Annotated in this window: 18 protein-coding genes; 14 read left to right on the top strand and 4 right to left on the bottom strand. The window is 64.5% G+C overall.

Translation table 11 applies throughout. The features are described from left to right. Positions 1 to 4: 4 nt before the first annotated feature. The 9 genes from H6935_08605 to H6935_08565 all read left to right on the top strand — a co-directional run bounded on the left by H6935_08605 (position 5) and on the right by H6935_08565 (position 10,547). Entirely contained in the window at positions 5 to 730 is a 726-nt protein-coding gene (locus H6935_08605) for a DUF302 domain-containing protein (GenBank protein ID MCP5278410.1), read from the top strand. 31 nt (positions 731 to 761) lie between these two features. Next, on the top strand, positions 762 to 1,442 hold the full coding sequence (locus H6935_08600) for a hypothetical protein (GenBank protein ID MCP5278409.1): 681 nt from the start codon (positions 762 to 764) through the stop codon (positions 1,440 to 1,442). 29 nt (positions 1,443 to 1,471) lie between these two features. After that, complete coding sequence (locus tag H6935_08595; protein ID MCP5278408.1) at positions 1,472 to 2,056, top strand: hypothetical protein; 585 nt, start codon at positions 1,472 to 1,474, stop codon at positions 2,054 to 2,056. Positions 2,057 to 2,070: 14 nt separating this feature from the next. Beyond that, complete coding sequence (locus H6935_08590) at positions 2,071 to 3,450, top strand: FAD-dependent oxidoreductase (GenBank protein ID MCP5278407.1); 1,380 nt, start codon at positions 2,071 to 2,073, stop codon at positions 3,448 to 3,450. Between the two features lie 95 nt (positions 3,451 to 3,545). After that, positions 3,546 to 6,305: a nitrate reductase catalytic subunit NapA gene (napA, locus tag H6935_08585; GenBank protein ID MCP5278406.1), complete on the top strand. Its 2,760-nt coding sequence runs from the start codon at positions 3,546 to 3,548 to the stop codon at positions 6,303 to 6,305. Between the two features lie 17 nt (positions 6,306 to 6,322). Further along, positions 6,323 to 6,772 carry a nitrate reductase cytochrome c-type subunit gene (locus H6935_08580; GenBank protein MCP5278405.1) on the top strand — a complete coding sequence of 150 codons (450 nt, stop codon included), beginning with the start codon at positions 6,323 to 6,325 and terminating at the stop codon, positions 6,770 to 6,772. Positions 6,773 to 8,127: 1,355 nt separating this feature from the next. Then, positions 8,128 to 9,498: an oxygen-independent coproporphyrinogen III oxidase gene (gene hemN / locus H6935_08575; GenBank protein ID MCP5278404.1), complete on the top strand. Its 1,371-nt coding sequence runs from the start codon at positions 8,128 to 8,130 to the stop codon at positions 9,496 to 9,498. A gap of 76 nt (positions 9,499 to 9,574) precedes the next feature. Further along, entirely contained in the window at positions 9,575 to 9,826 is a 252-nt protein-coding gene (locus H6935_08570; protein MCP5278403.1) for a hypothetical protein, read from the top strand. Positions 9,827 to 9,851: 25 nt separating this feature from the next. After that, complete coding sequence (locus H6935_08565) at positions 9,852 to 10,547, top strand: flagellar brake protein (GenBank protein ID MCP5278402.1); 696 nt, start codon at positions 9,852 to 9,854, stop codon at positions 10,545 to 10,547. Between the two features lie 65 nt (positions 10,548 to 10,612). On the opposite strand, the gene H6935_08560 is transcribed toward H6935_08565, so the two are convergent. Genes H6935_08560 through H6935_08550 form a run of 3 tightly spaced genes read right to left on the bottom strand, consistent with a single transcriptional unit; the run spans position 10,613 to position 12,340 of the window. Then, on the bottom strand, positions 10,613 to 11,164 hold the full coding sequence (locus H6935_08560) for a DUF302 domain-containing protein (protein MCP5278401.1): 552 nt from the start codon (positions 11,162 to 11,164) through the stop codon (positions 10,613 to 10,615). Positions 11,165 to 11,198: 34 nt separating this feature from the next. Next, positions 11,199 to 11,408, bottom strand: coding sequence for a zinc-finger domain-containing protein (locus tag H6935_08555; GenBank protein ID MCP5278400.1), 210 nt, complete (start codon positions 11,406 to 11,408; stop codon positions 11,199 to 11,201). 11 nt (positions 11,409 to 11,419) lie between these two features. Beyond that, the gene (locus H6935_08550; protein MCP5278399.1) at positions 11,420 to 12,340 is read right to left on the bottom strand and encodes a branched-chain amino acid transaminase; all 921 of its coding nucleotides are present in this window, start codon (positions 12,338 to 12,340) and stop codon (positions 11,420 to 11,422) included. A 155-nt stretch (positions 12,341 to 12,495) separates the two neighbouring features. On the opposite strand from H6935_08550, the gene H6935_08545 reads away from it, so the two are divergent. The 5 genes from H6935_08545 (at position 12,496) to H6935_08525 (ending at position 17,915) form a co-directional block, all read left to right on the top strand. Next, positions 12,496 to 13,155, top strand: a complete 660-nt coding sequence (locus tag H6935_08545; GenBank protein ID MCP5278398.1) for a CBS domain-containing protein — start codon at positions 12,496 to 12,498, stop codon at positions 13,153 to 13,155. 121 nt (positions 13,156 to 13,276) lie between these two features. Further along, positions 13,277 to 13,927 (top strand): MotA/TolQ/ExbB proton channel family protein, encoded by a 651-nt coding sequence (locus H6935_08540; protein MCP5278397.1) that lies wholly within the window; start codon positions 13,277 to 13,279, stop codon positions 13,925 to 13,927. A gap of 55 nt (positions 13,928 to 13,982) precedes the next feature. Next, on the top strand, positions 13,983 to 14,378 hold the full coding sequence (locus H6935_08535) for a biopolymer transporter ExbD (GenBank protein MCP5278396.1): 396 nt from the start codon (positions 13,983 to 13,985) through the stop codon (positions 14,376 to 14,378). Next, entirely contained in the window at positions 14,375 to 16,354 is a 1,980-nt protein-coding gene (locus H6935_08530; protein MCP5278395.1) for a TonB family protein, read from the top strand. Before H6935_08535 ends, H6935_08530 begins: the two co-directional genes overlap by 4 nt. A gap of 49 nt (positions 16,355 to 16,403) precedes the next feature. Then, on the top strand, positions 16,404 to 17,915 hold the full coding sequence (locus H6935_08525; GenBank protein MCP5278394.1) for a sel1 repeat family protein: 1,512 nt from the start codon (positions 16,404 to 16,406) through the stop codon (positions 17,913 to 17,915). Between the two features lie 16 nt (positions 17,916 to 17,931). Here the strand turns inward: H6935_08525 and H6935_08520 are convergent, their stop codons facing one another. Further along, complete coding sequence (locus tag H6935_08520) at positions 17,932 to 18,591, bottom strand: hypothetical protein (protein MCP5278393.1); 660 nt, start codon at positions 18,589 to 18,591, stop codon at positions 17,932 to 17,934.

Here is an 18,591-nt window from a genome sequence, read left to right as displayed (position 1 = left end):
TCCCTTGAAATCACGCATTCCGGCATTGCTGGCCGCAGCCCTCGCGTTTCCCCTGATCATGGCCTCGCCTTTGGTTCAAGCTCAGACGCCACCAGCCAATCCCTATCTGGTGAACATCCCCGGCATCTCCCTGCCCAACATCCCCTCCTACCTGGGTCTGATCGGCTCCATGGCCACCTTCAAACCCTCTCTCGCCGCCAAACCCTACAGCATGGCCGCCAGCCTGCCTCGTGACCAGAAACAGGCCCTGATGCAGGCCATGATGGGCCTGATGCCCAGCATGGGCATCCGCGACGCCATGAGCTTCATGACCACAAAATACAAGGTCAAGGACGGGCTCACCTTCGACGATGTCAAACAGTCGATGGAACTGCGCGCCAACCAGCTCAACTTCAAGAAGGTGGGCGAAAGCCCGATGTGGAAGGATTTCCAGGCAGTGCTCGGCGACATGGATGCGCCGCGCATGGAGGTGTACCACTACTGCGACATCGCCGCCGGCCGCGCCGTGCTGAAGGCCGCGCCGGAAGCCATCTCCTACCTGCCCTGCCGCATCGCCATCATGGAAGACGCCAACAAGCAGCTCTGGGTGCTCACCCTGGATTGGGATCTGGCCTGGCTGGACACCGTGAACAGCAAGATGGGCATCGATGCCGAACTTGGCAAGTTTGCCAAGGACATCCGAGACAAGATGGACAACATCATGCAGGCCGCAGCGAATGGCGATCTGTAATCCCCGCAGTACCCACACACGAGGAGCTCTCATGAAAAACGCTGCACTGGCTTTTGCATTCATCGCTGGGTTTGCCTGTTCCAGCTTGACCGCCCAGGCCGCCGACACCCCCGAGGCCACGGCCGACAAGATGCTGGACCCCACCCGCAATGCCTCCGCGTTCAAGGATCCGCAGGCGTTTACGGCATGGGCGGCCAACCTGATGAACCCGGCCACCTCCATGGCCCTGGCGCAGAAGGGCATCGACCCCAACACCTACATCCGCATGATGGCTGCGAGCATGAACCCGGCCACAATGCAGAACTACATGCAGTTCACTGATCCGAACGTGGCCATGAAATGGATGGCGGCAGGCATGAACCCCAACTTCTACACTGCACTGATGGCCCCGGGCATGAACCCCTCCACCTACACCAACTGGATGGCCGCGCCGATGAGCCCGCAGGCCATGAACCTGATGGCTGCGCCGCTGAACCCCGCGCTGATGGGCAACTGGATGACGGCACCGGTCTCTCCGGCGGCCATGAACGCCATGATGGCACCCATGAACCCTGGCCTGTACACCAACTGGATGGGCGCGGGCATGAACCCCGCCACCTACGGCACTTGGGGGCAGATGATGGCCGCGCCGACGACGGCCATGCCCGTCCTCGACCCCGCCGCGCTGCTGAAGATGATGCCGGCCCCCACCACCGCACCGGCCAGTAAATAGTCCCAAGTCAAACCACTAAAGGAGATGCCATGAAGTTCCGTACACTTCCCGCAACCCTGGCGATGCTCGCCGGCCTGAGCCTTGGCGGCCTGGCCCAGGCGGATGCCAAGATTGAAACCATCGCCCGTAATTGCAACAACTGCCACGGCACGGACGGCGTGAGCGTGGGGCACTCCATGCCCAGCATTGCCGGCCTGTCCGAGTCCTACCTCAAGAACATCATGATGGAATGGAAGAGCGGCTCCCGTGCCTCCGCCAACATGACCCGCCTCATCAAGGGCTACACCGATGGCGAAATCGCCGGCCTGGCCACTTACTACAGCAAGCTGCCCTGGACCCCCGTGGTGCAAAAGGCCGGCGCCGACGTGATGGCCAAGGGCAAGGACGCCACCGAACGCTGCGAAACCTGCCATGGCGCCACTGGCGGACAGCCCGACGACGCCGACACCCCCATGCTTGCCGGCCAATGGGCCAAGTACATGGAGCTTGAGCTCATGAAATACCGCGACGAGAGCTTCAAGATGAGCCACAAGAAGATGACCAAAAACGCCCGCAAGATGGAAGAGGGCGATGTCTCCACCGCTGCCCAGTTCTACGGCGCACACAGCAAGTGAAAGAGGGAAACAACATGAGCCAGATCAATCGTCGTCAATTCCTCCAGTTCGCCGCTGCCGCCTCCTCCGCCACGGCGCTCTCCTTCCCCTCCATTGCCCGTGCCGGCAGCAAAGCCAAAGTCGTCGTCATCGGCGGCGGCTATGGCGGCGCCACCGCCGCCAAATACGTCAAGATGCTCGACGCCAACATCGAAGTAACCGTGATCGAGCCGAACTCGCTCTACGTTTCATGCCCGCTATCCAATGAAGTCATGGTCGGCCACCGCGACATCGGCACCCTCACGGTGGGCTACGATGGCCTGAAGAAACGCGGCGTCAACGTCCTGCACGACTACGTCACCGGTGTAGACCGCACGCGCAAGGTCGTCAATACCAAGGGCGGCAAGACCCTGCCCTACGACGCCCTGGTCATGTCCCCCGGCATCGACTTCCACTTCACCGGTATCGAGGGTTATGACGAATCCATGATCAACGATATCCCTCACGCCTGGAAAGCCGGACCCCAGACCCTGCTCCTGAAGAAACAACTCGAAGCCATGCCCGACGGCGGCAAGTTCGTCATCGTCGTGCCCAAGGGCCCGTTCCGCTGCCCGCCCGGCCCCTACGAGCGCGCTTCCCTGGTGGCCAACTACTTTCTGCACCACGGCAAGAAGAAATCCAAGGTCATCATCCTTGATGCCAACGACAGCCACTCCAAGAAGGGCCTGTTCAACCAGGCCTGGGCCAAGATGTATGGCTGGGAAAAGGAAGGCCTGGGCACCAACGGCATGATCGAATGGGTGAAGGGCGCTGAGGGCGGCAACGTCAACAAACTGGACGCCAAGAGCAAGACCGTGTCGTCCGACTTCGTCGACGTAAAAGCCGACGTGCTCAACATCATCCCGCCCCACAAAGCCGGCAAGATTGCCGTCGTGGCCGGACTCGCCGGCGCCACCGGCAACAACTTCGAGCAAGGTTGGTGCAAGGTGGAACCCATGACCATGGCCTCGGCGGTGGACCCCAACATCTACACCATTGGCGATGCATGCGTGGCGGGCGAGATGGCCACCTACGGCAACCCCAATGCCAACTTCGACATGCCCAAGTCGGCCCACATCGCCATGACCCAGGCCAAGGTGGCGGCCGCTGCCATCGTCGCCAAGGTCAATGGGCTGGCACCGGTCGAGCCGATCTACGCCAACACCTGCTACAGCGTGGTGGGCGACAACTACGGCATCTCCGTGGCGCACCTGTACCGGGTACAGAATGGCACCTTCAAGTACATCACCGAAGGCAGCGGCATTTCGCCCATGTCCATGCCGGACAAATCGCCCGTGCCTGACATCTACCGCAAGCTGGAAGCCGAATACGCCGACGGCTGGCTGCGTAATGTGATGGCGGATGCGTTTATCTAAGCGCCCCCAGGGCCGGGCTGTCCCAGACCTGCCACCCAATGAGGGTGGGGCACTGTGGGGTGGCCCTTCGATAACTTGAGAAGAGGCAAACATTCATGGGAATCAACCGACGTGATTTCCTGAAATCCAGCATTGCCGCCAGTACGGCGGCAACCGTGGGCATGTCCGTTTCGGAACAGGCCCAGGCTGCGATCAAGGAAGGTGAAAAGGACTGGCAGTGGGACAAGGGCGTATGCCGCTTCTGCGGCGTGGGCTGCGGCATCATGATCGCCACCAAGGACGGCCGCGTTGTGGCCACCAAGGGCGACCCCAAAGCCCCGGTCAACCGGGGTCTCAACTGCGTCAAGGGTTACTTCAACGGCAAGATCATGTACGGCCAGGATCGGCTCACCCAGCCCCTGTTGCGCATGACCAACGGCCAATACGACAAGGCCGGCAAGTTCACGCCGGTATCGTGGGAGCAGGCCTTGGACGTGATGGAACAGCAGTTCCGCAAGACCTACGCCGAACTCGGCCCCGCCGGGGTTTCCATGATCGGCTCCGGCCAGCAGACGGTGATGGAAGGCTATGTTTCCAGCAAGCTCTTCAAAGCCGGCTTCCGCTCCAACAACCTGGACAACAACGCCCGCAACTGCATGGCCTCGGCCGTGGCGGGCTTCATGCAGACCTTCGGCATTGACGAACCCGCCGGCAACTACGATGACGTGGAACACACCGACACCATCGTGCTGTGGGGCGCCAACATGGGCGAATGCCACCCCATCATGTGGTCGCGCATCACCGACCGGCGGCTCACTCACAAGGCCTGCCGCATCGTCAACCTGACCACCTATCACAACGCCTCGTCCGATCTGGCCGACCTGGAAATCATCATGTCGCCCAACGGCGACCTGGCCATTCAGAACTGGCTGGCGCGCGAGATCATCGCCCGCAACTCGGTGAACTGGGACTTCGTCAACAAACACTGCATCTTCAGTACCGGCCACAACGACATCGGCTACGGCTTCCGCACCGCCAATGCCGAGAAATACGCCTTTGCCGCCGAGAAAGATGTGGTGGGCAACCAGAAACGCCATGTGCTGGACGCTCAGGAGGCCGTCGCCCAGCGGCGCAAGGCCGGCGAAGCGGTGGAGCAGAAACATGCCGCCGCTGCCGCCGCCCACTGGAAGATCAGCTTTGATGACTTCAAGGCCGCGCTGGAGCCCTACACCCTGGACTTCGTCGCCGAAGTGGCCAAGGGCGACGCGGAAGAAAGCCTGGACGCCTTCAAGGCCAAGCTGGTCAAGCTGGCCGACCTGTTCATCGACCCCAAGCGCAAGGCCGTTTCGTTCTGGACCATGGGCTTCAACCAGCACCAGCGCGGCACCTGGGTCAACGAGCAGTGCTACATGAACCACCTGCTCCTGGGCAAACACGCCCAGCCCGGCAGTGGCGCGTTCTCGCTAACCGGCCAGCCTTCCGCCTGCGGCACCGCGCGCGAAGTGGGCGTGTTCTCGCACCGCCTGCCCGCCGACATGCTGGTGGCCAACAAAAAGCACCGCGACCACACCGAGCACCTGTGGCATGTGCCCGCCCAAACCTTGAACCCCAAGGACGGCGCGCACATCACCGACATCATGCGTGGTCTGGAAGACGGCGCCATCAAGTGGTGCTGGATCCTGGTCAACAACCCGTTCCAGCATCATCCCAACGCCAACCACGCCATCACCGCCGCGCGCAAGGGCGACAACTTCATCGTCGTTTCCGACGCCTATCCCAGCGTTTCCGCCAAGGTGGCCGACCTGATCCTGCCGGCGGCGATGATCTTCGAAAAATGGGGCGCCTACGGCAACGCCGAACGCCGCACCCAGCACTGGCGTCAGCAGGTGCTGCCGCCCGGCCAGGCGCGCGCCGACATCTGGCAGATGATGGCCTTTGCCAAGCGCTTCAAGCTCAAGGACGTGTGGGGCGAACAGCGCCTGCCCGGCCTGAAGGTGGAAGGCTTCCCCGAAGGCAAGCTGCCCAGCGTGCTGGACGATGCCGCCAAACACGGCATGGGCCCGGAAACCACCCTGTATGACGCGCTCTTTGCCACCCACAGCAACCGCAAACACGCCTGGCCCGACCCCGTGGCCCAGGGCCATGGCAACCATGTGGCCGATCTGCTCGGCGACGGCTGGTTCCCCGAAAAAGCCATCTTTGAGGAATACCGCACCTTTGGCGCAGGCCACGGCCACGACCTGGCCCCGTTCGACGTCTATCACCATGAAGACGTGCGCGGCCTGCGCTGGCCGGTGGTGCAACAAGACGGCAAATGGGTGGAAACCCTCTGGCGCTTCAACGAGCAGTACGATCCCTACGCCAAGAAGGGCAGCGGCTTCGACTTCTACGGTGACTTCGCCAAGGCCATCCCGACGGGCAACCTCGACGGCGTGACCGACCCGAAACCCACGCCGCTGCCCGGCAAGGCCAAGATCTTCTTCCGCCCTTACGCCGCCCCGGTGGAAAAGCCGGATGCGGAATACGACCTGTGGCTGTGTACCGGCCGCGTCATCGAGCACTGGCACACCGGCACCATGACCCGGCGCGTGCCCGAGCTGCACCGCGCCGTGCCGGCCGCCGTGTTGTGGCTGCACCCGGAAGACGCCAAGAGGCGCGGCCTCAAGCGCAACGACGTGGTGTGGGTGGAATCGCGGCGCGGCAAGGTGCGGGTGCGGGTGGAAACCGGTGGCCGCAACCGCATGCCCAAGGGCTACGCCTTCGTGCCCTTCTTCGACGAAGGCGTGCTCATCAACCGGGTCACGCTGGATGCCAACTGCCCCATCTCGCGTGAAAACGACTACAAGAAGTGCGCGGTCAAGGTCTATCGGGCCTGAAGCGAAAAGGAGATGCCATGAAAATCAAGATCGCTTTGATCGCCGCGCTCGCCCTGACCACCGGCTGGCTTCAGGCGGACAGCCTGCCGGACGAAAGCCTGGGCCTGTCGAAAACCAGCGTGTTTGAAGACCCGGTGCCGCAGGAGTTTGCCTACTCCACGCTACCGCCCAAGAAATCCGGCGTACTGCCGCGTTTCTGGGAGGAAGCCCCGCCGCAGATTCCGCACAAGGTGGACAAACTCATCCCCATCACCGCCAAGCTCAACAAGTGCATGGACTGTCACGACACCCCCGAAGACATCGGCGACAAGGTCAAGGGCGAACCCACGCCCATGCCCGAATCGCACTACGTCAAAGAGGGCAAGGACATGACCATGGCTGGCCGCCGGCACTTCTGCACCCTGTGCCATGTGCCCCAGGCGGGCGTGGAAACCCTGGTGGGCAACACCTTCGGTGGAGGACAATGAGTGCGCGCAATCTCTGAGCATCCTGCTGGTAGATGCCAGGGCCAATTCCCGCCTTTCGCTGGAGCAGAAATTACGCGAGGCATGCGGCCATTTGATGGTTAGCGCCACCAATGGCAAGGATGCCCTTGCACTTGCACGCAAGGTTCTGGCACAAGTGGCCATCCATGACTGGCAGTAGCCAGTCATGGATGGCCAGGAATTCTGCCGGGCCTTGCGTGGCATGGAGGACGGACATGTCCCCTACATCCTGATCCTCCCGGTATGGTGACGGAAAGCCACCTGAACTAAGCGTTCGATGCCGGCGCGGATGATTTTCTGGTCAAACCTGTGGTCTCCCGCGATCTGCGCCTCAGGCTGCGCGCTGCTGCGCGGCAGGTTGAGTGCCGGAGGTAGTAGGGTGTGTGGTGCGAATGGAGCCAAGTACTGGTCACTTCACGACGACGGGAACATCAGTGTCATTCGCATGGGCGGCAGTTTTATGTTCCATGGTTGATGCTCGCGTCATTGAGTCTAGCGTGGGTGGCCTTGTCTATCTCGACTGATCGGCTCTGGGTATGTTGTCGCTGTTCAAGGACAAGGCACGAGTCGCGCGGCAAAACCGTTCACATTCGCGAGGCCAGGGAGTTGGCGCGACAAGTTCTCAGGTTCGCCAATTTCCAGCGGATCTTCGACATGCTCTGAGGGGGTCACTCACGCGGAAAATCTCGCCTCGGGCGCTCCATCGAAAACCCTGGTGCGATAGCAGAATTCGGCGTGATGGGCTTCTGGTGTGGCGCTTCGCCATTATCGAAACGTTCCCTTCCTTTCAAGGGGAGGCGAAGCGGGGATTCGCGGAGCATTGCGCCGCGCAGCCGGAGCCGGCCCGATATGCTGGTTGAGGCGTGGGCAGCCAGTGTAGGGATGGGTTTAGTGGATGCCCGGTCGACGCCGTCCACTTCACTCTCATCCCCCCTTCCGGCCTCCCCCTGGGGGAGGGCCAAGTCAAAAACACTATGGCTGCAGACTACTTGGCCTGCTTCTACTCACCCCTGGATGGAGAGGGGGTTGATCAGGTGTGCAGGTACCCCTTCTCTATTGTGGGGAGAAAGCCTGAAAGGCACGAAGTCCAGCGAGAGGGTGGGCCCATGGCTTACATCGGCGCCAGGATAAAAAAACGGCACCCAATGGGTGCCGTGGAAAAACCGTCTTTGCGACGGTCAGGGAGGTGATGCAATTCTAGCAAAGCATATAACTAAAGGTATAGTCGTTTCAGACTAGATTGATCGTCCTCAGGCGTTTCCCGGTATCCGATCTTGATCAAGGTTCCCTCTGCGCTATCGGGCTAAAATGGATTCACCATCAGATAGGCTCATCCCATGTCCGACTTCACCGCCCTCCTCGAGAAATACAGCAAGCCGGGACCACGCTACACCTCCTACCCCACGGCTCCCTACTTCCATACGGGCTTCTCCGAGGCGGACTGGCTGGAGGAGTTGCGCAGTTCCCAGGACAAGGGCCGGGACCTGTCCCTGTACGTGCATATCCCCTTCTGCGACACCCTCTGTTACTACTGCGGCTGCAACATGGTGGCCACGGGCCACTACGAGAAGGCGGAGGAATACCTGCGCTACCTGGACCAGGAGATCGCCCGGGTGGCGGCCCTCACCAACCCAAAGAGGGTGGTGCGCCAGTTGCACTGGGGGGGCGGCACGCCTACCTACTTGCGGCCAGACGACATCCGCCGCGCCATGGATATGATCCGCAGCCGCTTCAACATCGCCCCGGACGCGGAGATGGGTTGCGAGACGGATCCCCGGGAATTGACCCGGGCCCACCTGCTGGCCTTGCGGGAATCCGGCTTCAACCGGCTCTCCATCGGCGTGCAGGACCTGGACAACACCGTTCAGGTGGCCGTAAACCGGGTGCAGCCGGAACCCATGATCCAGCAGGTCTACGGCTGGGCCCGGGAACTGGGCTTCCAGAGCATCAACATGGACCTCATCGTGGGACTGCCCCACCAGAGCGTGTTCAGCTTCGAGCGCACCCTGGACAAGGTGCTGAAATGGGCGCCGGACCGCTTCGCCATCTTTGCCTACGCCCACGTACCCTGGATGAAGAAGCACCAGAAGCTCATCAACGAGGCGGACCTGCCCAGCTTCGCCACCCGCCTGGACTTGCAGCAGCTGATCCACGAGCGCCTGGGGGCCGCCGGCTACAACAACATCGGCATGGACCACTACGCCAAGCCGGACGACGAGATGTTCAAGGCCCAGCAGAGCAAGACCCTGTGGCGCAACTTCCAGGGCTATACCACCCACAAGCACAGCGACATCTACGCCTTCGGCGCCTCCAGCATCAGTCAGACCGACGACGTATACCTGCAGAACGAGAAAAAGATCGGCCGCTACCAGGAAATGGTGGGCGGTGGCCACCTGCCCGTGGAAAGGGGCCTGCGGCTGACCCGGGACGATCACATACGCAGGGACGCCATCACGAAGATCATGTGCGACCTGGAACTGGACTTAGGCGCCTTCGGAGCCGAGTGGGGCATCGACTTCCCCAGTTATTTCGCCGATGCCCTGGAGGACCTGCCCCCCCTGGCTGCGGACGGCCTGGTGCACCTGGAGCCCAACCGGATTGCCGTCTCCGACCTGGGGCGCCTGTTCCTGCGCAACATCGCCATGGTCTTTGACAGCTACCTGCGCCAGGCTGCCACCGACCAGCCCCGCTATTCCCGCACGGCCTGAGTACGGCTTTGAAGTCAAGGGATGCCGAGTCCGAACGCTTGCGCTACATTTTCCATGCCAAACAAAGGGAAATGCCGTGAACGATAGCAACGAAACCGTTGGCCGGTCAGCCGACGAGCGTCGCCAGCGCCTGGACCTGCGGGACATCTTCGATGACGTGAAAGCCCGGGTGGAACCCTTCTGCCAAACGGGCGGCGCATCCCTGGAATACTGGGCCGCCCAGGCGGTGCGCGAGGCCTATCCCACCCTGGACGAGCAAGGGCTCCAGATCGTCGTGCGGGCCGCACTGCGGGTGTGCCGGGTGGGCAACCAGGCCAGGACCGTCTGAAACCCCGGATTCCATGGAGAGCGGCATGGCGCAACTCACTGAACAGGCCCTGGACAAGGAAACGGTCGCCTTCGAGCAGCTCCCCCTGCGGGCCGGAGAGCAGATGCGGCTGACCTCCCAGGACCCGGGTACCCCCATCGGCCACTACGCCGTGCAGTTTATTGGCACCCTGCCAGGCAAGGGCCTGATCACGACCCTGCCCATGGTGGACGAAAAGGGCTTGTGGATGCCGCCGGGCACCAGCTACATCGTGCGCGTGCTGTCCGGCACCCGTGTCTTTGCCTTCACCACCCAGGTGATCCGGGCCCGGGCCACGCCCTATCCCCATGTCCACTTCCAGTACCCCGTGGAAGTGCAGGCGCGCAAGGTACGCCAATCCCTGCGGGTCGGCATGAAACTGGCCATCGAGATCGTGGACGAGGCGGGCACGTCCCTGCCCTCCACCCTGCTTGACCTGAGCCTCCACGGGGCACGTCTGGAAACAAGCGCACCCCTGGCAGGGGAACAGGTGCAACTGAACCTGCCTGTACAACTGGAAGAGGCCCAGGATCAGTTGTCGCTGCGGGCCAGGGTGCGCAACCAGCAGGTTGGCGATCAGCCCGTCGAGGGGCAGGTCATGCGGCTGGGGGTGGAGTTCGAGCAGTTGGAAAAGCGCGAGGCGCTGCTGCTGCACTATTTCATCGACCACGCCATCGCCGAGCACGGGGCAGAGCTGCTCTAGGCATGGGGTACCCAAAAAAACGCCGGCGTCGCCGGCGTTTTCGTTTGCCTGAGGGCGTTACGTGCCTATTGCACGATGTCCTTGAAAACGGCTTCTTCCTCGGCGCCGATCTCCGCGAGTACCTTGGCCAGGGCCGGGTCCGGCATCATCTTGGCCATGTTGGTGGTGTTCATGCGCACCAGCATGGTCTTGCCGTCCTTGCCTTCGAACACCGTGACCCGGCAGGGCAGGGGCGGCGCCTTGCCGCTGCCAGCCTTGGCGATGCGTTCGTTGGCCTGGGCCGGGCAGGTGGGGATGATTTTCATGCGCTTGGCGTCCTTCATGCCGGCCTGCTGCAGCTTGGCCTGCATGTCCTCCACCTCACCCACCTTCCAGCCATGCTTGCCGGCGCCTGCCTTTACGGCGTTGATGGTCTCGTCGTAGCCAAGCCTGGAGGGCCGCACGTCGAACATCACCGCCATCATCTGCATCTGGCGCTGCATCTGGGCCTGCATCATGGCCTGCATCTGTTTCATCTGCTCCGGCGTGGGTTGGGCAGGAGAAGTGGATTGCTGGGCCAGGGCGCCGGTGGCGGTTAGGGTTGCTGCCAACAGGATGCTTTTCAGGCGTTGTGCCATGTACAGACCTCCAGGTTCGGTTGAAGAACAGGGCTCAGTGATGCTTGCGGGGTTTGCCGTCCCAGCCCTTGAGCTTGTAAAGGGTACCGCAGTAGGGGCAAAGGGCCTCGCCTTTCTCTTCCACCGCCAGGAAGACCCTGGGGTGGGAGCACCATACCGCATCGCCGGGCATGGGGCAGTGCAGGGGCAGGTCGGCGTCGCTCACTTCAACGGTACGGACGGGGGAACAGACAGATTGGTTCATGGATGGGTTCCTCAGACGTGGCTAAGCCAGGCGGCATGGCCGGGTGAGCGGCCCTGCACGCAGTCGAAGTACATGGCCTGGAGCCGGGCGGTGACGGGGCCCCGGTCGCCGGTGCCGATGGCCCGGTTGTCCAGTTCCCGGATGGGGGTCACCTCGGCGGCGGTGCCGGTGAAGAAGGCCTCGTCGGCGGAGTACACCTCGTCCCGGGTGATACGTTTCTCGATCACCGGCAGGCCGATCTCGCCCGCCAGCTGGATGAGGGTGTCCCGGGTGATGCCTTCCAGGGCGCTGGTCAGGTCCGGGGTGTACATCTTGCCCTTGCGGATGATGAACACGTTCTCGCCGGAGCCCTCGGCCACGAAGCCGTCCACGTCCAGCAACAGGGCCTCGTCGTAGCCGTCCATCTCCGCTTCCCGGTGGGCCAGGATGGAGTTCATGTAGTTGCCGTTGGCCTTGGCCTTGCACATGGTGATGTTGACGTGGTGGCGGCTGAAGGAGGATGTCTTCACGCGGATGCCGTGCTCCAGGGCTTCCTTGCCCAGGTAGGCGCCCCAGGGCCAGGCGGCGACGATGACATGGGTGGACAGGGTCTTGGCGGAGATGCCCATGGCCTCGGCACCGTAGAATGCCATGGGTCGCAGGTAGCCGGACTTCAGGCCGTTCTCCCGCACCACGGCCAGTTGGGCCTCGTTGAGGGTGTCCTTGTCGAAGGGCATCTTCATGCCCAGGATGTGGGCGGAGCGGAACAGACGGTCGGTGTGGTCCTGCAGCCGGAAGATGGCCGGGCCGCCCGGGGTTTCGTAGGCGCGCACGCCCTCGAACACGCCCATGCCGTAGTGCAGGGTGTGGGTGAGCACGTGGGTGGTGGCCTCGCGCCAGGGGACGAGTTTGCCGTCGTACCAGATGACGCCGTCACGGTCGGCCATGGACATGATGAGAACTCCGGGTGTTTGGATAGACCTAGAATTCTACCCACGCCGGGGGCGGTATTGAATCCGGTTCGCTCGATCCGGAATCTCGGCGCCCCCCGCCGCTCTTTTCCTGCGGCAGCCAGCGGAGCCGATGCTCCGGGACCAAGGAGGCAAGCATGTTTTCCATCTACGGTGTCACCGGCCGGACTTTTCGCGGCACCCTCGAGAACCTCAGGCCCCTGTCCGGTTTGGCCCCCGTGCAGCACGGCCGGGGCATCGAGCGGGACGGGGAAGAACTGGGACCGGAAATGTTCCTCGCTGAACAGCCTCGAGCACACACGGAGGAAGACGCAACAGGACGTTATGGGGAGGCCGCCCAGGCCTACCGCCAGATGTTGCGGGCTTTCCCCGAGCGGGGCCCCATCCACCACGCCTACCAGGTCATGAGCCGCAACGTGGCCACCCTGGAGCCGGCCATGCGGGTGGAGGCCGCCTGGAGCTTCCTTTCGGCCCGGGGTTTCGGCCAGGCGCCGGTGGTGGGGGGTGCCCAGGGCCTGGTGGGCATGGTTTCCCTGGCTGACCTGCTGAAGGTGCTCAACGTGGACGACACGGGGATACGGGACATCCGGGCACGCACGGTGGCGGAGGTGATGAGTAGCCCGGTCATCACCACGGCCCCGGTTTCGGACGTGCGCCGGGTGGCCCGGGTGCTGCTGGACTACGACCTCACGGGCATCCCCGTGGTGGGGGACCAGGACGACCTGGTGGGCATCGTCACCCGGGGGGACCTCCTGCGCCGGATCATCAACGACCCTCCCCTAAGCCTGTGGGCTTGAGGATGGCGCGGGCGCATCACCGGCAGCTCCATCGACGACAACGGCGGGTCTTGTCTGAATGGCTTAATAAGCAGGAGCTTATAATCGCCCCCGCCGATTCCATTCAATTTTCCCCATCGCCATGATCAATTACTCCGCTTCCACGGCCGTCAATCTGGCCCTGACCCTCCTGATCCTGTTCTCCCTGGTTACCTGGGCCATGATCTTCGCCAAGGGCTGGCTGCAGTGGCGCATGCGCCTGGAGAACCAGGACTTCGCCCAGAGATTCTGGCAGGCCGCCAACCTGGAGGCCGCCTCCCAGATCGCCAAGACCGCCAGCGGCTCCCTGTCCAGCCTGGCCCGGGTGGGTTTCGACACCCTGGCCACCCTGGGGGAACGCAAGACCCTGGAAGGCGCCGGGGACCGGGAGGCGGTGATGGAGCGCAGCCTGTCCCAGCAGGTGCGCAAGGAACAGCACAAGCTGGAATCCGGCCTCATGCTCCTGGCCAGCATCGGCAGCACCGCCCCCTTCGTGGGCCTGTTCGGCACCGTGTGGGGCATCATGAACGCCATGGAGAACATCGCCCGCTCCGGCTCCTCGGGCCTGGAAGTGGTGGCCGGCCCCGTGGGCGAGGCCCTCATGGCCACGGCCATCGGCATCGCCGCCGCCGTGCCCGCCGTACTGGCCTACAACTACGGCGTGCGGGTCACCCGCCTGTCCGTGGCGGAGATGGATCGCTTCGCCAACGACTTCCTGTCCCTGGCCGGTACCCAATCCGTCAGGCAGGACTGAGCCCATGGCCCGCCGCGACACCTTCACGGCCTCGGGAGAATCGGACTTCCGCGCCATGAGCGAGATCAACGTCACGCCCCTGGTGGACGTGATGCTGGTGCTGCTCACCATCTTCATGGTCACCGCCCCCTTCATCCTCCAGTCGGTGAAGGTGAAGCTGCCCCAGACCGCCCCCGTGGCGGCTCTGCCCACGGCCAAATCCCTCATCGTCACGGTGCTGGCGGACGGCAAGGCCCTGCTGGGACGCAACCCGGTGCAGCTGGACGTGCTGGAAGGCACCCTCAAGGGCGAAATGAAACAAGCGCCTGAACTGAGCGTGCAACTGCGGGCCGACGCGGGCGTGCCCTATGGCCGGGTCACCGAGGTCATGGCCGCCATCAGCCGGGCCGGCGTGATCAAGCTGACCTTTGTCACCGCCGCTGCGCCCAAGACAAAACAGGCGGGCAAGTGACACTCTGGGCGCGTCTGATTGCTCGTCTGGGGCAGGTGGAAACACGCCACTGGATTGCCATGGGCGCCAGCGCCCTGCTGCACTTGGCCGTGGTCCTGGGCTTTCGCCAGGTGCCCCCGCCTCCTCCGGAAACGGTTAGCTTCGAGATCGCTTTGCAGTCCCCCGAGGAGGCGCGACTCAAGCTACCCAAGGCCAAACCCAACAAGGCGGACAAGAACACGCGCAAGAAGCTGGCCAAGGCCAGGAAGGCCAAGCCCAAGGTGGCGGTCAAGGAGCCTCATACCCTGGAGGCGGAATTGAAGGCCGAGAAGCGGCCCCGCAAGGATGCCCCGGCAGTGACCCTGCCCACGGCCGAGACCCAGGTTGCCGAGGCCATCCAGGCAACCGCCAAGGCCTTGCCCACGCCCCCCAAAGAACAGAGTGCCGCGCCGACGGAAAATGCCGTCCTGGCCTCCGCGGCCACCCCGGGCGTGGCGGTTCAGCCCTCATCCCCCTCCACCGCCACGTCCGCCGCGACTGGCGAAACCGCCGAACCGGGCGGCGCCGGCTTGGTGGCGGGCGGCTCGTCCGCGCCCAACGGCGAGGCGGGCCTGGCCCTGGCGGCCGCCCGCGGCATGGCCCTGGCCCCGGGCGGCGGCGATGCGAGCCAAGGCGCGGAAGCCAGCGCCACCCCGGGCAATGCGGCCGAAGGGGCCAATGCCGGAGCCGGCCCAGCCAATTTCAGTGCCAGCGGCGGCGCTGGCGGTGGGCTGAACCTGGCCGCCGGCACAGGGGCCAATGTCAATTCCGCCAGCCAGTCCACGCCCATGGCGGGAGGTGAACCCCAGGGCCTGCGCCTGACGGCCAGCGGCAGCTTGTCCAGTCTGCCTGAATTCGCCCAGGGCAAGGGTGGCCTGGCCGCCGGGCATCTGGCCCTGGAAGCCGGTGCCGCAAGCCCGGTGGATGGCCAAGGTCGTGGCCAGGCCCTGGCCAGCGCCACGGCGGGCGGTACGTCGGTCAGCCCCATGCAAGGCCCGTCCGCCGGGCCCGGCATGGGCGGGCAGGGCAAGGCCATCGAACGACCGGCCGGTTCCCGCCAAGCGGCGGGCTCCGGTCCCGCCCCCGGCCGGCTGGCCGGCGCGGTGGTGCCCGGCCGCAGCCTGAGCGGTCCTGAGGGAACCAAGCGGGCCGGCAACAGCAGCCAGAACGGCAAGACCCTGGCCCTGGCGCCGGGCGAACCGGGCAGCGGGCCCCAGTGGGCCGTGCTCATGGTGCCGGTACAGACGGGTGCTCCCATGCCCTGGATGCTGGGACGGGGCACTCCAGACCGGCGTGGGGGGCAGGTGGCCAACAAGGCGGCAACCGCCCCGGGCGGCGGGGATGGCTCCGCGGCTGGAGGAGGTACAGGCGCGGTGCGCCTGGCCCAGGCTGGAACGGGCAAGCTGGCCTCGGTGGCGCCCAGGGGCATGCCCTCTGCCGGTGGTGGCGCAGGTGGACGCAGCGAAGCGCCCGTGGCGGGACCCGCCACGCCGGGCGGAGCCTCCCCCATCGGAGCCGGACGGGGCATGTCCAGCATCAAGCCCGTCGAGAGGAAGGTGGTACGCCCGGACAGCAAGGTGGAGACCCTGGATGTGCTGGCCCCCTCCAATTATTGCCCACTGCCCATCCACGCCCAGCCGGACAACCGGCCGCCCAAGCCGGTTGAAGAACGGCTGGAACTGCCCACCTACGCCGAGACCAACCCCAGCTTCGTCTATCCTGTCATGGCCAACGTCTACGGCGTGGAAGGCAGGCTGATCATGCGGGTCCAGGTGCAGGCGGACGGCAAGCCGGGCCGCATGTTGCTCAAGCAGAGCAGCGGCAACGGCATCCTGGACCAGGATGCCCGGGATCAATTGGCCCGCTGGCGATTCAACCCTGCTCGCAAGAATGGCCAGGCCGTGGCCGCCTGGGTGGACGTGCCGGTGACTTACCGCCTGCCGGAAGGCAGGAAGTGATTTTTCTGATTTTTCGAACTTGAACCGACTCAGTAATAAAGGAAACGCCATGAAACTGCGCGCCCTCACCCTGATGCTCGCCCTGGCAGGCACGGCTCCCATGACCGCCACTGCCCAGATGCCCATACCGGACCCTGTGCAGGCCATGCAGATGGCCCTGCGCTACTACCAGATGGCGGCCCAGGCGGGGGACCCGGAGGCCCAGGCCAAGATGGGCTGGATGTTCGAGAACGGCATGGGCGTGGCCAAGGATCTGGCCAAGGCCGCGGAGTGGTACGGCATGGCGGCCCAGCAGAAGGATCCCATCGGCCTCTACAACCTGGGTCTCATGCTCATGAAGGGCCAGGGCGTGGACCAGAACATGGACCAGGCCGTCACCCTCATGACCGGCGCGGCGGAACTCAACCTGGCGGCGGCCCAGGCTCAGCTGGCGGCCCTCTACGACCAGGGCCTGGGCGTGCCCAGGGACCCGGCCGTGGCTGCCCAGTGGCTCACCCGGGCGGCGGAGCTGGGGGACGTGCCGGCCCAGAACAACCTGGGCATCAAGTTCGCCACGGGCAACGGCGTGGCCCAGGACTACCAGCAGGCGGTGAAGTGGTTCACCAAGGCCGCCGAGGCGGGCAACGCCGAGGCCCAGGGCAATCTGGGCCTGATCTACCGGGACGCCCTGGGCGGTATCCAGCAGGACTACATGGCCGCCGCCAACTGGATGGCCCTGGCGGGCAACCAGGGCCACGTGCCCTCCATGGCCCGCCTGGGCTGGATGTTCGAGAAGGGCCAGGGCGTGCCCAGGAACCTGGGCGAAGCCGCGCGCTGGTTCCGCATGGCCGCCGACGCCGGTGACGCCACCGCCGCCACCCACCTGGGCTGGCTCCAGGAGACCGGTGCCCTGGGCCAGGCCGACCTGGCCGCCGCCAGGGTCTGGTACGAGCGGGGCGCGGTGAAGGATGCCGCCGCCCAGAACAACCTGGGCCGCCTCTATCGGGAAGGCCTGGGGGTGGAGCCGGACTTCGTCAAGGCGCGGGAATGGTTCCAGAAGGCCGCCGCCCAGAACGAGCCCCTGGCCTGGTTCAACCTGGGCCTCATGGCCGAGCAGGGCCAGGGCATGGACAAGAATGAAGCCGAGGCCATGGACTGGTACCGCAAGGCCGCCGAGGAGGGCCAGGCCGCCGCCCAGAGCCGCCTGGGCTGGCTATTGCACAAGGGCAACAAGGACGAGGCCGGCATGCAAGCCGCCATGGACTGGCTCACCAAGGCCGCCGAGGCGGGCGACGTCCCCGCCCAGAACAACCTGGGTGTCATCTTCGAGCAGGGCAAGGGCGTGGCCCAGGACTTCGCCGCCGCCGCCAATTGGTACCGCAAGGCCGCCGAGGCGGGTGACCGGGTGGCCCAGCACAACCTGGGCGTGCTCTACCGGGACGGCAACGGGGTGGAGAAGAGCCTGAACGAGGCCCTGGCCTGGTTCCAGAAATCCGCCGAACAGGGCTATGCCAAGGCCCAACTCAGCCTGGGACAGTTGTTCGAACAGTTGGCGGGGGCCGCCGGCAAGGGCAAGCCCTGAGGTTGGTGCCGGCAGCTTAGCCGGTCTTGGCCGTTTTCCTGGGGGGCAGTTTGCTCGCGCCCGCCGGCCCGGGCGTGGACGGCTTGGAGGAAGCGGGTTCCATGTAAGGCAGCTCGGCCGGAGGCGTCGGCTGGGGGGGCGCAAGCTTTTCCTTCAGGGAGCGCTTCAGGTCCCGCTCCAACTGCTGGATGAGGTTGTCCATGTACATGCCACCTTCCTTCTGCATGCGCACCAGGAGGATTTCCAGCTTGAAGGCCAGGTCCGGTGGCAGATAGACCTCTTCCCCTCTGAAGGCGGCTACCACGGACTCCTTCATGTACTCGAAAAGAAGGTCCAGTTCGTCTTCCGTGAAATAGTTGCGCAGGGATTTGCCCAGGTCCGACAGGGAGGGTCCGGCTACTGGAGTGGCGGCCTCCGGCTGGGGCACCGTCGCCGTGGCAGTAGGCGACCCGGGCGGGGTGGGCATGACGGGTGTGGTCGGCGCCGTGGGGATCGGCATGGTCTGGGGGGCCGGGACGTACATCAGGTAGGGATTCTGTCCCGTGGCGGGAGCGATGAGGATGAAGGGCGGCGGAGTGTATCCAGCCGCCTCCTCCTGGGCCCGGGCCTGGGGAACGATGCCCAGGTATGCCGTGGCCAGGAGGCAGTGGAAAAAGGACAGATGGCGCTTGTTCAT

This window comes from Thiobacillus sp., from assembly GCA_024235835.1.
Lineage (GTDB): Bacteria > Pseudomonadota > Gammaproteobacteria > Burkholderiales > Thiobacillaceae > PFJX01.
Note: the sequence above shows the minus strand (reverse complement) of the source record. Positions and strands in the feature narration are given on the sequence as shown.

What these genes read in the sequence shown, in the direction of transcription:
- H6935_08600 (MCP5278409.1), top strand. Translation starts at nt 762, where the DNA reads ATGAAAAACGCTGCACTGGCTTTTGCATTCATCGCTGGGTTTGCCTGT.
- H6935_08595 (MCP5278408.1), top strand. Translation starts at nt 1,472, where the DNA reads ATGAAGTTCCGTACACTTCCCGCAACCCTGGCGATGCTCGCCGGCCTG.
- H6935_08590 (MCP5278407.1), top strand. Translation starts at nt 2,071, where the DNA reads ATGAGCCAGATCAATCGTCGTCAATTCCTCCAGTTCGCCGCTGCCGCC.
- napA (MCP5278406.1), top strand. Translation starts at nt 3,546, where the DNA reads ATGGGAATCAACCGACGTGATTTCCTGAAATCCAGCATTGCCGCCAGT.
- H6935_08580 (MCP5278405.1), top strand. Translation starts at nt 6,323, where the DNA reads ATGAAAATCAAGATCGCTTTGATCGCCGCGCTCGCCCTGACCACCGGC.
- hemN (MCP5278404.1), top strand. Translation starts at nt 8,128, where the DNA reads ATGTCCGACTTCACCGCCCTCCTCGAGAAATACAGCAAGCCGGGACCA.
- H6935_08565 (MCP5278402.1), top strand. Translation starts at nt 9,852, where the DNA reads ATGGCGCAACTCACTGAACAGGCCCTGGACAAGGAAACGGTCGCCTTC.
- H6935_08560 (MCP5278401.1), bottom strand. Translation starts at nt 11,164, where the DNA reads ATGGCACAACGCCTGAAAAGCATCCTGTTGGCAGCAACCCTAACCGCC.
- H6935_08555 (MCP5278400.1), bottom strand. Translation starts at nt 11,408, where the DNA reads ATGAACCAATCTGTCTGTTCCCCCGTCCGTACCGTTGAAGTGAGCGAC.
- H6935_08550 (MCP5278399.1), bottom strand. Translation starts at nt 12,340, where the DNA reads ATGTCCATGGCCGACCGTGACGGCGTCATCTGGTACGACGGCAAACTC.
- H6935_08545 (MCP5278398.1), top strand. Translation starts at nt 12,496, where the DNA reads ATGTTTTCCATCTACGGTGTCACCGGCCGGACTTTTCGCGGCACCCTC.
- H6935_08540 (MCP5278397.1), top strand. Translation starts at nt 13,277, where the DNA reads ATGATCAATTACTCCGCTTCCACGGCCGTCAATCTGGCCCTGACCCTC.
- H6935_08535 (MCP5278396.1), top strand. Translation starts at nt 13,983, where the DNA reads ATGAGCGAGATCAACGTCACGCCCCTGGTGGACGTGATGCTGGTGCTG.
- H6935_08525 (MCP5278394.1), top strand. Translation starts at nt 16,404, where the DNA reads ATGAAACTGCGCGCCCTCACCCTGATGCTCGCCCTGGCAGGCACGGCT.
- H6935_08520 (MCP5278393.1), bottom strand. Translation starts at nt 18,591, where the DNA reads ATGAACAAGCGCCATCTGTCCTTTTTCCACTGCCTCCTGGCCACGGCA.